Origin of the sequence: Bordetella bronchialis, assembly GCF_001676705.1 — a bacterium.
Classification (GTDB): Bacteria; Pseudomonadota; Gammaproteobacteria; order Burkholderiales; family Burkholderiaceae_B; genus Bordetella_C; species Bordetella_C bronchialis.
Map to the genome: position 1 here is coordinate 5526864 of NZ_CP016170.1, position 13230 is coordinate 5540093.

The window sequence follows — 13230 nt, forward strand, 5'->3', positions numbered from 1 at the left end:
CCTTCAGCCCACGGTCCCCACGCGATGTTCCCTTCCCAACCGGCCATCCGGCCGATCTTCGGCCCGGCCTTCTGGAATCCCTACACACCCGCGATCCGCGCGGACGATTACGCGCGCGGCCTGCAGGGGGACGCCACATCGCCGGTCAGGTATTCGGAAGCGGCCCATGGCACGCATGCCGAGTTCTGCAACGGCCCGCGTTTCGCGGCCTACAAGGAAGAAATGCGGGCGCAGTTGTCCTTCCTTGCGGCGTTCTGCCGGCAGCACCAGGTGCCGGAGGCGGAAACGATCGCCTCCAGCCTGGATACCTTCTTCCGTCATCGCTTCGACGAGGCGCACTATTTCAGTACGCGGTCCAGCATCGTCGATTCCCGCGGCAAGCAATCGCTGGACGAATTCTGCTGGATGATCCGCCACGATGCGATCGGCCTGAACACCAAATTGGCGGCGATCCGCAATCTTGCCCTGGGCGTGACGGAATGCGCGGACGGCGCGGTGTCCAATCTTGTGTCGGCGGCGCGCAAACTGGCGCTGGCGGTTGGCGGCATCCGCGGCACCCTGTGGAACATCAAAGAGGAAACCGCCCGCGATACCTTGCTTGCCGTGACGCAGGAAAGCTTCGCATGCCGGCCCGACTACCACCCGGGCAATGAAATCCACTATGTGACGACGGCATGGAACAGTCTTGCCGGGTGGTATGGCTTCGAAAGCGATCCCGACGGCATCACGATGCCCGAAGCACAGGAGTTCGGCTTTCTCGCGCTGTGCGCCGAACGGCTCAGGGCCGCGCTGGTCCCGGACCGGATCGCGCTGTCGTTGGCGGAGACCTGCCAGGCGCGGTTCAACGCCGCCATGGCGCCGGATGCCGGTTCGCGCGTCCTGGCGTGGACGCCGGCCCTGCAGGACGCCATGCTGGAGACCCTGCGCGACATCGCCCAGGCCTTCGGACTCACATGGGAAGACGAGGACCGCCTGGACGCCGGCACGCAGCAATGGTCGCGCCGGGAAAGCGATCTGCGCCTGGGCAGTTTTCTTGCAATGGACCAGGATGGCGATACCTGCGCCTGCAGGCTGCGCCCCGATCCGTCGCTGATCGCCATGGACCTATTGCGGACCATGGCGGACCTGGGACTGCTGCAGGAAGGAGACTACCCCCGGAACCAGGGCGCATGGATGGCCGAAAACGGCACCCGCGCCGCCCTCTTCGTTTACGGCGAGCTGTGCTGGGTCGCGCGCGCCCGCGCGAAGGAAGCGTTCCAGGCCCCGCTCTGGCAAGGCAAAGGCCTGGAAATCGAACTGGCCACCCTGGCGGACCTGCGGCGATGGCAGGACGCCCGCCTGGACAAAAGCCGGGTTCCGCCCTCGACGGCGATCGGCCAGGTCATACGCGTCGAGGAGCCGGCCCGATTGGGCGAGATGCCGATAAGCTGGCTGAACGACACCGCCTGCGCCGAAGCATTCCTGCGGCGCCTGGGCCAGGCCCCCGCCGTGGCCTACCTGGCCGCCCACGCCCCCGCGATCGCTGCATTCGCGGCCGGCAAGCGCCACAAGCTGCTCTGCTGCATGCTGCGCGCCGGCATGGGCACGTCCATCCTGGCCGTGGTGCGGCAATGGTCGTCCGACCCCGGGCAACACATGGGCATGGTCTTCCGCCTGTTGCGCGACCAGGCCATACCGATGCTGCACCGGGCCCTGCTCGACCGCGATGCGCCGGCCGCGGTCATGGCATGGTATGCGCCATGGCGCGACGCGCGCCTGTTCAGCTTCGTCGCGCCCAGGATCGGCCTGCTGCTGGGTTCGGCGTATATGGGTTCGGCGGCATTCGCTTCCGCGCTGCGCGCCGGGCGCGCGGCGCCCGTCCAGGCGTTCTTCCAGTTGCTGAAGGAGCTGCTCAAGGACCCGCCGATGCAAGCGGGCATCAAGGACAGCTTGCCGGAGGTGCTGTGCGCCAAGGACTTCCTGGGCGCGCCGGCGCTGGCGTTCGCCATGGCCAGCGGCCACGCGCCCGTGGTCCAGGCCTTCTACAGCGGACTGACCGCGCTGCTGGCGGAGCCATGGTCGGCCGCGGCGATACGGCCGCCGCTGCTGGCGGCACTGCCGCACCTGCTGGTGGCGGCGTCCGCCGGCCTGGACTCCGGATTGGCATACGCCCTGGCCAACGGCCACAGCGCGGTCATCCAGGCCTTCCACGCCACCTTGGTCGACATGATGCGTAGCGCAGTGACGGCGCCGTGGCTTTGCAAGCACCTTCCCGGCATGCTGGACCCGAAGGACGGATGGGGCAAGCCGGGCATCGTCCTGGCGCGGGAAAGAGGCCATGTGGCCGCGGCCGCGGCCTTCGAAGCCATACGCGCCGATCCGGACATCCTGCCCCACCTGGCGCCGCCAGCCATGCCGCCCCCGCCCGATCGCGCGCCCGGGGCCGACCCGGCGGATGGCCGCTAATGGTTGCTAGTGGCTGCTAGTGGCTGCTGCCCAGGTAGGCGGCGACGACGGCGGGATCGTCCTTCAGCTTTTCGGGGGTGCCGTGCACGGATATCCGGCCGTTCTCGAGCACGTAGCCGTAGTCGGCCACGTTCAGCGCGGCCGAGGCGAATTGCTCGACCAGCAGCATGGTCACGCCCTGCGACTTCAGGCGCCCGATGATGCGGAACACTTCTTCCACCAGGATGGGCGCCAGCCCCATGGACGGCTCGTCCAGCAGCACGAGCTGCGGGCTCAGCATGACCGCCCGCGCCATCGCCAGCATCTGCTGCTCGCCGCCCGACAGCGTGCCGGCCAGCTGGCCGCGCCTTTCCTTCAGCCGGGGGAACAGCTCCATCGCGCGGTCCAGGTCGGCCTGGACGTCGCCGCGCGGCCGGCTGCCGGTCAGGCGCGGATAGGCGCCCAGCAGCAGGTTGTCCGTGACCGAGAGCGTGGGAAATACGCGCCGGCCTTCCGGCGAATGGGCCAGGCCCAGGCGCGCGATGCGGTGGGATTCCAGGCCGTCGATACGGTGGCCCGCCAGGGTGATCCGCCCCGCGCTGGGCCGGATCATGCCGGACAGCGCGCGCATGGTGGTGGTCTTGCCGGCGCCATTGGAGCCGATCAGCGTCACGACCTTGGCCTGCGGCACTTCCATGCTGATGCCGTGCAGCACCTTGACCTTGCCGTAGCCGGCCTCCAGGTTCTCGATCGATAGCATGCCGGTCTTCTCCCTAGCGCCCGGCCATGGCCGGTTCGGCGGTGTTCTTGCTCATGCGAAGCTCCTTGCGCGCGGGCCTAGGCCGTCACCGCGCCGCCCAGATAGGCCTCTACCACGCGGCTGTCCGCCTGCACCTGCGCCGGCTGGCCTTCGGATATCTTCTGCCCGAAATCCAGCACCGACACGGTGTCGCACACGCCCATGACCACATCCATGTGATGCTCGATCAGGATCAGGGTGATGCCGTGGTCGCGCACTTTGCGGATGATCTGCAGCAGTTCGGCGATATCGGGCGCCGTCAGGCCCGCCGCCGGCTCGTCCAGCAGCAACAGCTGCGGATCCAGGGCCAGCGCGCGGGCGATTTCCAGCAGCCGCTGCTTGCCGTACGGCAGGTTGCGCGCCTCTTCGGCGGCGTAGGTATCCAGGCCGACGAATTCCAGCAGCGCCAGGGCCCGGGCCCGCGCGCCGCTTTCCTCCTGCCGCCAGCGCGCGGTGCGCAGGGCGATATTGGCCAGGCCGGTACGGAAGCTGTGGTGCAGGCCCACCAGGACGTTTTCCAGGGCCGTCATTTCGCCGAACAGCGCCACGTTCTGGAAGGTGCGGGCAATGCCAGCGGCGGCGATTTCCGCGGGGACCATGCCGGCCAGCGGGCGGCCATTGAACTCCACCGTGCCGCCGGTGGGCACATAGATGCCCGTCAGCACGTTCATCATGGTGCTCTTGCCCGATCCGTTGGGGCCGATCAGCCCATGGATGGTGCCGCGGCGGACCAGCAGGTCCACCTGGTTCAGCGCCTTCAGCCCGCCGAACTGCATGACCACGCCCCTGGCGTCCAGGAGCACGCCATCGGCGCCCGCGGCGCCCGGCGCGGCCGGCGGCACCGCCTGGACCTGGTGCGCGAGCTCCCGATTGACCGCCAGCGCCTTGCGCCCGGCATGGAAGAACATATTGCGCACGAAGCCGACGATGCCATCCGGCAGGTAATACACGACGAACAGGATCATGGCGCCGAAGATGGTCAGGCGCCAATCCGTCAGGGCCTCTACCCAGAACGAGAAGGCGGCCAGCAACACGGTGCCCGCCACGGGAATGGCCAGCCCCCGCGGCGTGGCGCGGCCCTTGGCCACCGCGATCCCGGCCCCCAGCACCATCAGGATGGCCAGGGTCAGCGCGATGACGCGGAAGGTGCCGATGTCGTCCAGCATCTTGGGCAGCAGCACCACGATGGCGGCGCCCAGCAGCGCGCCCACGCGCGACTTGCGCCCGCCCATGATGATGGCCAGCAGGAACAGGATGGTCAGCTCGAAGTTGTAGGTGTTCGGCGAGATGTACTGCTCCGAATACGAATACAGCGCGCCGGCCAGCCCGGCGAAGCCGGCGCTGATCACGAAGGCCACGACCTTGTAGCGATACACCGACACCCCCATGCAATCGGCCGCGATGGGGCTGTCGCGCAGGGCCTCGAAGGTGCGGCCGATATGCGACTTCAGGATGCGATGCACGACAACCAGGGCGAGCACCAGCAGCACCGCCACGAGCCAGAAGTACTCCTGCTTGGTCAGGACGTGGCCATTGAAAGAGGGCTTGTTGATCTTGATGCCCAACGGACCTTCGGTCAGGAAGGTCATCTCGTTGATCAGGATCTGGATGATGGTGCCGAAGGCCAGCGTCACCATGGCCAGGTAGGGGCCGGTCACGCGCAGCGCCGGCAGGGCCAGCACCGCGCCGAACAGCGCCGCGATCAGGATGGCCGCGGGCAGGATGACGCCGATGGGCATATGCAGGTGGAACACCATCACCCCTGCCACATAGGAGCCGATGCCGAACAGCCCGGCATGGCCCAGGGAGACCTGCCCGGTATATCCCACCACGATGTCCAGCCCGAACAGCAGGATGGCGTAGATCATGATGGTTTCGACCAGGTGCAGGTAATACGGATTGGACACCGCCACGGGCAGCCCGGCCAGCACGGCGATGCCCACGATCGAGGCTATGAAAGTCAGCGATTTCATCTTCAGACCTTGCGGATCGCGGTCTTGCCGAACAGGCCGGCGGGTTTGACGGCCAGCACGAGCAACAGCAGCACCAGTCCCGGAACGTCCTTGTAGCCGGTGGACAGGTAAAAGCCGGTGGTGGTCTCGGCGATGCCCAGGATCAGGCCGCCGACGATCACCCCCGCGCCGCTGGACAGCCCGCCGATGATCGCGACGGCGAAGGCCTTCAGCCCCAGCACCGCCCCCATGGTGGCGCCGGTCAGGGTCAACGGCGCGATCAGCACGCCGGCGAAGGCCGCGGTCAGGGACGACAGGGCATAGGACAGCGTGATGACCAGGTTGGTGTTGATGCCCATCAGCCCCGCGGCGTCGCGGTCGGCCGAGGTGGCGACGAAGGCCTTGCCGTAGATGGAGCGGCGGTTGAAGACTTCCACCACGAACATCATCGCCAAGGCGCCGATCACCACCAGCAGCTCCATGGGCAGCACGTTGGCACCGGCCAGCTGGATCGGCGACATCGGCAGCGGCGCCGGGAACGGCAGGTCATCGCGGCCCCAGACGTTTTCCGCGACGTTGCGGAAAATAATGCCCAGCGCGATGGTCGCCATGATCCAGCCGAACTCCGACCGGGTCTTGATGGCGGGCCGCACCCCCACCCGTTCGACCAGTGCCCCCTGCACGAAGCCGAACAGGCATACCAGGGGAATCATGACCCAGTAGTTCACGCCCAGTCCCACCAGGGACAGGCCGACCAGCGCCCCCAGCATCAGCGCTTCGCCCTGCCCGAAGTTCAGCGTGCCGGACGTGGCGAAGGTCAGCTGGTAGCCGAAGGCGATCACGGCGTAGATCATGCCCAGCGCGATGCCGCTGTAGACGAGTTGCAGAAGAATCATTCGGGGGGCTTCCACGTGGGCGACGGCTTATTTGGCCGGCAGCGAGGCGACCTTGGCGCTGGCGTCCTTCTTGCGCGGCTGCGCGGTAGCCTTGATGTCGTCGGGATAGGCGTAGACCACGCGGCCATCCTTGACCTCGCCGAACACCACCAGGTTCGGGGTGATGGCGTCATGGTCGTCATGCGTGAAGGGATGGTCGTAGGTCATGACCACGCCCTCCACCGGCGACTGCAGGTTTTCCAGGGCCTCCCGGATCTTGGGTCCCTCCGTCGAGTTGGCCTGCTTGATCGCCGCCGCGAGCAGATAGATGGAGTCGTAGCCCTGCGCCGCCGATACCGGCGAATCGATGCGGTTGTTCTTGGGCTTGAACTTTGCCAGGTAGGCATCGATGAAGGCCTTGCGCTTGGGGGTGTTGGGCTCCTGGATGAAGGTTTGCGGCATGCGCGCGCCCGCGCCGTTGGCCCCCGCGTTGTCGATGTAGTTCGCCATGGACAAGGTCCAGCTGCCTACCATGGGCACTTTCCAGCCCAGCTTGGCCATGCCGTTGGCGATCTGCGCCAGCTCGGGGCCGATGCCGTAGGTCAGGATGGCCTCGGCGCCCGCCTGCTTGGATTTCAGCAGCTGCGCCGTCATGTCGACATCCTTGATATTGAACTTCTCCACCGCGACGGCCTTGACGCCCTTGGCGGCCAGCGCCTTCTCCAGGTCTTCGCGGCCCAGCTGCCCGTAATTGGTGGAGTCCGCCAGAATGGCCACCTTCTTGTAGCCGTCGCGCACCACGGCTTCCTCGACGATCATGGGCGCCTGGATGCTGTCGTGGGCGGCATTGCGGAACACGTAGTTGTCCGGGTATTCCGGCGCATTGAACTGGTGCGTGATGACGCTGCCCGTGGCGACGTTATTGAAGACCGGGATCTTGGCATCCTGGTAGAAGCGCTGGGACGCCAGCGCCACGCCGGTATTGATGAACCCCACCGTGGCGACGACCTGTTCCTTGTTGATCAGCTCCTGGGCGATCTGCACGCCGCGTTCGTTCTTGGCTTCGTCGTCCCGCTCGATCAGCACCAGCTGCCGTCCCAGCACTCCGCCATTCTTGTTGATTTCCTCCGCCGCCAGCCGCACGCCGTCGCGCATGCTGACGCCCATGGACGAAGAGCCGCCGGTATACGGGCCCGATACACCGATCTTGATGGGGTCCGCGGCGTGGGCGCCGCCGGCCAATGCGAAAGCAAGGGTTCCTACCAGCAGTTTCAGGCGATGCGTCATCGTTGTCTCCGTTATCGAATATCGATGCTGCGTTGGAATACCGGCGGGGCGATCAGATGCGGGGACAATGCTCCCGGCAAGGACGCGCGCGACCGCCGCCGGCATGCGAGGCGTGTAGGCGATGAAAGGAATTACCGGGGCGATGGGAGATGAAGGACGCCATGCAGCCATGCGGCGCCGGCATCGCGATGACCGCGATGCCCGTGTGCTCGTTTCGCGCTCTGCCCGAGAGCATGCCTTCTCCCTTGGTCTTCTTGTAATCGCGCGGCTCCCTGCGGGCCGTGCGTATTGTTTTCGGTGCGCCGGTGCGGCGCGCGATCCCTCCGGGTCCAATGATAGTGAGCGCGCGCCATGCGTCAATGCCGCACGCATTAGGGATTGCCCGCGAGCCGCAAGTTTCGCGTAAGTTCCATGCATGCAAGGCGATACACGTCATGGAATGCGCGCTGGCTTATGTCGTGGGGCGAGAAAAAAATGTCGACAAGGACAGCCGGATCGCGGGCATGTCTCGCCATCGCATCGTTGCGGCGATGAGCGCCGTCCGCATCGCGCGATGCGACCTAGAGCACCCGCGCCAGCAGCCGGCAGGCCAGCAAGGCCATGACCAGGGCGATGCCGCCGTCCAGGACCCGCCATGCGCGCGGATCGCGGAACACGGGCCGCAGCAGCCGCGCGCCGCCGCCCAGTACCAGCAGCCACAGCACGCTGGCGGTGATGGCGCCGGCCGCATAGGCCGCGGCGTTGCGGTCGAAGGCCTGCGCGAGCGAGCCCACCAGGACGATGTCCAGCCAGAAGTGCGGATTGAGCACGGTGAAGCCCAGCGCCGCCAGCATGGCGGCGCCGCGGCTTGCCATGGCCTGCCCCGCCGGCGCGAGCGCACCGCCGGGCGACCACGCGCGGCGGGCGGCACGCAGGGCATAGACCGCCAGGAAGACGGCGCCGGCCCAGGCCATGGCGGGCACGATCCAGGCCGCACGCGCCGACAGCGTGCGCCACGCCAGCACGCTGGCCACGATGCAGACGGCGTCGGCGGCGGCGCATACGGCGATCACGCTGCCGACGTGCGCACGCTGCAGGCCCTGGCGCAGGATGAACGCGCTTTGCGCGCCCACCGCGGCGAACAGGCCCAGGCCGGTGCCCAGGCCCGAGGCCCAGGGCAGCAGAACAGAGGACAAGGCAAAAGCGGCATTCATGATGGCGGGTATTCTGGCTTGCCGGCCACGTAAAGAACAGCTAATGTTGCTAACCCATATTTAGCGTGGCTAATCCAATGAATCTCGACCATGCCCAGCTGCGCGCGCTGGCCGCCGTCGTGCGGGAAGGCAGCTTCGAGCGCGCCGCGGCCGCCCTGCACGTCACGCCCTCGGCCGTATCCCAACGGATCAAGGCGCTGGAGGACCGCGTGGGACGCCTGCTGGTACAGCGCACCACACCGGCCGCGGCCACCCCGGACGGCCGGGTACTCGTGCAATTGGCGGAACAGGCGGCGCTGCTGGAGCACGACGCGCTAAATCGCCTGGGCGTGGCGGAGGACGCCCCGCATGCCACCCTGCCGATCGCGGTCAATCACGACAGCCTGGAAACCTGGTTCATGGATGCCGCCGTGGACTTCGCCGCGCGCACCAACGCAACGCTGGACCTGCGCGCGGAGGACCAGGACCACACCGCCGAACTGCTGCGTGGCGGCGCCGTGATGGGCGCGGTCACCACGCTGGCCGAACCGGTGCAGGGCTGCCGCTTGCATGCGCTGGGCAGCATGCGCTACGCCGCGACCTGCAGCCCGGATTTCCATCGCCGCTATTTCGCCCATGGCGTGGATGCGCGCTCGCTGGGCCAGGCCCCCGTACTGGTCTACAACCGCAAGGACGCATTGCAGGGCCGCTTCGCGCGCCGCATTCTGCGCGGCGCGCCGTGGCAGCCGCCGGTGTGGTGGCTGCCCTCGACACGCGCTTTCGTGCGGGCCTCGCTGGCCGGCCTGGGGTGGACCATGAATCCGCTGCAGCTGGTCCAGGCCGACCTGGACGCCGGGCGGCTGGTGCTGCTGCGGGCCCGGGCCTTCGAGGACACGCCGCTGTACTGGCAGCATTGGCGGGTGGCGTCCGACGCCATGTCCGCGCTCACGGAAGCGGTCCTGGCGGCCGCCCGCGGCGCGGGCCTGCGCGTGCAGCGGGCCGAACGCCGGTAGGCCGGCGGGCGGCCGCCAGGCGTGGAACGGCGGCCCCGCGCGGCTCGGTAAACTAGGCGCACGGGGCCTGCCGGCCCCCAACGTTTCCTGGAGACCCCCTATGCCGTTTTCACGCCTGAGCCTTGCCGCCGCCGTCGCCGCCATGGCCTTCCATGGCGCCGCGCTGGCGCACGACTACAAGATCCGCGACATCGAGATCGACGACGCGTGGGTACGTGCCACGGCGCCCGGCCAGAGCGCGGGCGGCGGCTATATGGAAATCGAGAACGACGGCAACGCGCCGGACCAGCTGATCGGCATCCGCTCCGACGCCGCGGCGAACGTCAGCATCCACCAGACGGTCACCAGCAACGGCGTGTCGACGATGCGGGAAGTCGAGGGCGGCGTCACCGTCCCCGCCAAGGGCGAAGTGAAGTTCACCCCCGGCGGCTATCACGTCATGTTCGAAAAGCTGAAAGCGCCCTTCAAGGAAGGCATGGAGATTCCCGCCACCCTGACCTTCCGCCAGGCGGGCGAGGTGGAAATCAAGTTCAAGGTCAAGCCGCTGACCTACAAGGCGCCGGCCATGAGCGGCCACATGGACCATGGCGCCATGGGCAATACGGGCGGCATGGGCGGGCACACGATGCATGGCCAATCGAAGTAGAAAAGCAATAACCGGGAAGCCGCGCGCCACGCTCCCCAGGCTTCATTCGCGCGGCTCGCTCAGCACCAGCGCGGTAATCGTGTGGTTGTTCCAGAATATCTGGTGGATCCGCGGCAGCAGAGTGCGCAAGGCCGCCGCGCTGCAGTCGTCGAAGGTAAGCAGGACCGCCGGGCGCGAGCCGTCCCCGGCGACGCGCTGGATGCGGTCGTACGACGGGAAACCGTACTTCATCAGGAATTTGCGCACGTCCTCGTCCGACGTCGTGTCCTGTACATGGTTGATCAGCAGAGCAGCCATGGCGGGTACCTCCCTGGCATTCGCGGCGGGCGCGCCGGACGCGGCCCGGCCACGCGGGTATTGTTGGCGCGTCTCGCCGTTTTGAACAGGCGGGGCGCCAAACGGGCCTGGCCGGCGCCGGCCCATCATCCCTTTCAATAGGCCGTTTTTATTTAATCCCGGGGGCGCGCGGGGGCGGCGTCTTGCGGCGCGAGAACCGCCTCTCTAACATCCATTACGTATACCCGACGCCTTCCCGCCCTTGTCTCTCAGCGCTTTGCGCGGACACGACGCGGCCGGGCCGAACCGCACAGGAGTTCTGGCCATGGACGCAGGAAACCAGTTCGCCCGCAGCCACGAGATCGGCGTCAAGGTCGCCTTGATCCTGCAGAAGCGGCTGCAGGCGGCCAATGAACAGTACACCGCGCGGGCACGGGAGGTCGCCACGAGCGCAGGCAATGGCGCCGATGGCGCCGGCCCGGACGCCGCCGGCATCGCCGCGGCGCTCAATCCGCTGAACTGGTACGGCTATGCGGTCGACGCGATGCAGCGGTCCGTTCTGTTCTGGGACGCCATGCGGCAGCGGGGCAACAACTTCGTCGAGAACGCCTCGCAGGGATTGAAGCCGGTCCTGCATTTCGATTACGAAACCGTGGCGGACGGGCGGACCTTCGATCGTCCGGTGAACTACGCCCTGCTGCGCATCGCGCCGCCGGCGGGCGTGGTCGTCCACGACAACCGGCGTCCCTACGTCATCATCGACCCCCGCGCCGGGCACGGGCCGGGCATCGGGGGGTTCAAGGACGATTCCCAGGTGGGCGTGGCGCTGCGCGCGGGGCATCCGGTGTACTTCGTCGTCTTCTATCGCGACCCGGAGCCGGGCCAGACACTGTTCGACGTCTGCGATGCCGAACGCCTGTTCGTCAAGAAGGTACGTGAACTCCATCCCGACGCGCCCAAGCCGGCCGTTGTGGGCAATTGCCAGGGTGGCTGGGCGGCGATGATGCTGGCGGCCTCGGGACCGGACGAGACCGGGCCCATCGTCATCAACGGTGCGCCAATGTCCTACTGGGGCGGCGCCTGGACCGAGGGCGAAGGCAACAACCCGATGCGCTATGCCGGCGGCATACTGGGCGGGACCTGGACCGCTTCCCTGCTGGCCGATCTGGGCGACGGCAAGTTCGATGGCGCCTGGCTGGTGCAGAACTTCGAGTACCTGAATCCCGCCAATAGCCTGTGGGACAAGTACTACCACGTCTACGACAAAGTGGACACGGAGCCGCCCCGCTTCCTGGAGTTCGAGCGCTGGTGGGGCGGCTTCTACCTGATGAACCGCGAAGAAATCGAGTGGATCACCCGCAATCTTTTCGTCGGCAACAAGCTCTGGAGCGGCAACGTGGGGGCGCAGGACAGCCAGCGGCTGGACCTGCGCGCCATCAAGACGCCCATCGTGCTGTTCGCCTCCATGGGCGACAACATCACGCCGCCGCAGCAGGCGTTCAATTGGGTGGTCGATGTGTACGGCAGCACGGAGGAAGTCAAATCCCGCGGCCAGGTCATCGTGGGGCTGCTGCACGAAAGCGTCGGGCACCTGGGAATATTCGTCTCCGGCAAGGTGGCGAAGAAAGAGCACGCGCAGATCGTCTCCGTGCTGGAGACCATCGAGTCGCTGCCGCCGGGCCTGTATGGCATGACGATCGACGAAGGCCGCGACAAGAACGGCGACGCGCGGTACGAGGTCGAGTTCCAGGAGTACCGCCTGGAGGACGTCGCGGCGCGCCTGAACCGCTTCCAGCGCGTGGACGAGAAAGCCTTCGAGGCGGTCGCGCTGGTGTCGGACTACCTGCAGCACGGCTATTCCCTGTTCGCCCAGCCCTGGGTACAGGCCATGTCCAACGCGTACACGGCCCGCCGCATGCGCGAACTGCATCCGCTGCGGGTACAGAACTGGGCGATCTCGGACCTGAATCCCTGGCTGGCGTGGCTGGGCCCGGCGGCGCAGGTTGCCAGGACCAACCGCCAGACCGTGGCGGACGACCATCCCCTGCGGCGGGCCGAGCATGCCGGCGCATCGCTGGTCAGCGCCGCCCTCGACTATTTCCGGGATACGCGCGACGCCCTGACCGAGGCGGCGTTCTTCACCGTGTACGGCAATGTCTATTCCCGCTACCTGGCCGAAGGCAAGGATGGCGCCCTGAAGGAGAAAATCCAGCCGGATCCCCGCAGCCTGCCTTTCGTGCGCGCCGTCCTGGACGCGATCGCGGAAGGCGGCTACGTGGAAGCGCTGGCGCGTGTATCCGCCTTGCTCAGGCGGCAGGACCAGCCCCTGCCCTTGTCGCGCCTGGAATTGCGCCACGAGCTGGCCACCGAATACGCCGAATACCTGCCGCGCATCAGCCTGCACGACTGGCGCCGCATCCGCGGCGAGCAGGAGATAGCCGTGCGGTACGAGACCGAACGGGCCATCCAGACGCTGCCGCAACTGTTGCGCGACGCCACCGACCGGGAACGCTTCCTGGCGCTGGTCGCAAAACTGTCCGCCGACGAGCGGGTACGCGGGCTGGTATCCAGCGAGGAGCAGCGGGCGATGCTGGGACGGATCCGCCAAGCGCTGTCCAACGTCAAGGCCGCCAACGGCAAGGCGGCAAATGGCAAGGCGGCCAATGGCCGTACCTTGGACAACAAAACGGAGCACCGCAGGCCGGCAGGAAGGAAGGCGGCAGCGGGCCGCGCGGCAAAGCCGCGCTCCCGCCAGGCCGCGCTCGGGCCCAGATAAGGCGCGTGCC

10 protein-coding genes are annotated in these 13230 nt (G+C 67.4%); 4 read left to right on the forward strand and 6 right to left on the reverse strand.

What is annotated here, in order from left to right:
* The first annotated feature begins 24 nt into the window (after positions 1 to 24).
* The gene (locus tag BAU06_RS24275) at positions 25 to 2445 is read left to right on the forward strand and encodes a hypothetical protein (protein WP_066356671.1); all 2421 of its coding nucleotides are present in this window, start codon (positions 25 to 27) and stop codon (positions 2443 to 2445) included.
* Positions 2446 to 2461: 16 nt separating this feature from the next.
* Here the strand turns inward: BAU06_RS24275 and BAU06_RS24280 are convergent, their stop codons facing one another.
* The 5 genes from BAU06_RS24280 to BAU06_RS24300 form a co-directional block, all read right to left on the reverse strand.
* Positions 2462 to 3184: an ABC transporter ATP-binding protein gene (locus tag BAU06_RS24280; protein ID WP_066356676.1), complete on the reverse strand. Its 723-nt coding sequence runs from the start codon at positions 3182 to 3184 to the stop codon at positions 2462 to 2464.
* Positions 3185 to 3261: 77 nt separating this feature from the next.
* Entirely contained in the window at positions 3262 to 5196 is a 1935-nt protein-coding gene (locus tag BAU06_RS24285; protein WP_066356685.1) for a branched-chain amino acid ABC transporter ATP-binding protein/permease, read from the reverse strand.
* Positions 5197 to 5198: 2 nt separating this feature from the next.
* Positions 5199 to 6071 carry a branched-chain amino acid ABC transporter permease gene (locus tag BAU06_RS24290; RefSeq protein WP_066356697.1) on the reverse strand — a complete coding sequence of 291 codons (873 nt, stop codon included), beginning with the start codon at positions 6069 to 6071 and terminating at the stop codon, positions 5199 to 5201.
* A gap of 27 nt (positions 6072 to 6098) precedes the next feature.
* Positions 6099 to 7337, reverse strand: a complete 1239-nt coding sequence (locus tag BAU06_RS24295; protein ID WP_066356701.1) for an ABC transporter substrate-binding protein — start codon at positions 7335 to 7337, stop codon at positions 6099 to 6101.
* 560 nt (positions 7338 to 7897) lie between these two features.
* Complete coding sequence (locus tag BAU06_RS24300; protein ID WP_066356705.1) at positions 7898 to 8530, reverse strand: LysE/ArgO family amino acid transporter; 633 nt, start codon at positions 8528 to 8530, stop codon at positions 7898 to 7900.
* Positions 8531 to 8607: 77 nt separating this feature from the next.
* Between BAU06_RS24300 and BAU06_RS24305 the strand changes: the two genes are divergently transcribed.
* Complete coding sequence (locus BAU06_RS24305) at positions 8608 to 9522, forward strand: LysR family transcriptional regulator ArgP (RefSeq protein WP_066356709.1); 915 nt, start codon at positions 8608 to 8610, stop codon at positions 9520 to 9522.
* Between the two features lie 100 nt (positions 9523 to 9622).
* Entirely contained in the window at positions 9623 to 10168 is a 546-nt protein-coding gene (locus BAU06_RS24310) for a copper chaperone PCu(A)C (protein ID WP_066356716.1), read from the forward strand.
* Positions 10169 to 10210: 42 nt separating this feature from the next.
* Here BAU06_RS24310 and BAU06_RS24315 read toward each other — a convergent pair whose 3' ends face one another.
* Positions 10211 to 10465 carry an RNA-binding protein gene (locus tag BAU06_RS24315; protein ID WP_066356727.1) on the reverse strand — a complete coding sequence of 85 codons (255 nt, stop codon included), beginning with the start codon at positions 10463 to 10465 and terminating at the stop codon, positions 10211 to 10213.
* 304 nt (positions 10466 to 10769) lie between these two features.
* Between BAU06_RS24315 and BAU06_RS24320 the strand changes: the two genes are divergently transcribed.
* Entirely contained in the window at positions 10770 to 13220 is a 2451-nt protein-coding gene (locus BAU06_RS24320) for a DUF3141 domain-containing protein (protein ID WP_066356736.1), read from the forward strand.
* Positions 13221 to 13230 lie beyond the last annotated feature (10 nt).

What these genes read in the sequence shown, in the direction of transcription:
- BAU06_RS24310 (WP_066356716.1), top strand. Translation starts at nt 9,623, where the DNA reads ATGCCGTTTTCACGCCTGAGCCTTGCCGCCGCCGTCGCCGCCATGGCC.
- BAU06_RS24305 (WP_066356709.1), top strand. Translation starts at nt 8,608, where the DNA reads ATGAATCTCGACCATGCCCAGCTGCGCGCGCTGGCCGCCGTCGTGCGG.
- BAU06_RS24315 (WP_066356727.1), bottom strand. Translation starts at nt 10,465, where the DNA reads ATGGCTGCTCTGCTGATCAACCATGTACAGGACACGACGTCGGACGAG.
- BAU06_RS24295 (WP_066356701.1), bottom strand. Translation starts at nt 7,337, where the DNA reads ATGACGCATCGCCTGAAACTGCTGGTAGGAACCCTTGCTTTCGCATTG.
- BAU06_RS24300 (WP_066356705.1), bottom strand. Translation starts at nt 8,530, where the DNA reads ATGAATGCCGCTTTTGCCTTGTCCTCTGTTCTGCTGCCCTGGGCCTCG.
- BAU06_RS24285 (WP_066356685.1), bottom strand. Translation starts at nt 5,196, where the DNA reads ATGAAATCGCTGACTTTCATAGCCTCGATCGTGGGCATCGCCGTGCTG.
- BAU06_RS24280 (WP_066356676.1), bottom strand. Translation starts at nt 3,184, where the DNA reads ATGCTATCGATCGAGAACCTGGAGGCCGGCTACGGCAAGGTCAAGGTG.
- BAU06_RS24290 (WP_066356697.1), bottom strand. Translation starts at nt 6,071, where the DNA reads ATGATTCTTCTGCAACTCGTCTACAGCGGCATCGCGCTGGGCATGATC.
- BAU06_RS24320 (WP_066356736.1), top strand. Translation starts at nt 10,770, where the DNA reads ATGGACGCAGGAAACCAGTTCGCCCGCAGCCACGAGATCGGCGTCAAG.
- BAU06_RS24275 (WP_066356671.1), top strand. Translation starts at nt 25, where the DNA reads ATGTTCCCTTCCCAACCGGCCATCCGGCCGATCTTCGGCCCGGCCTTC.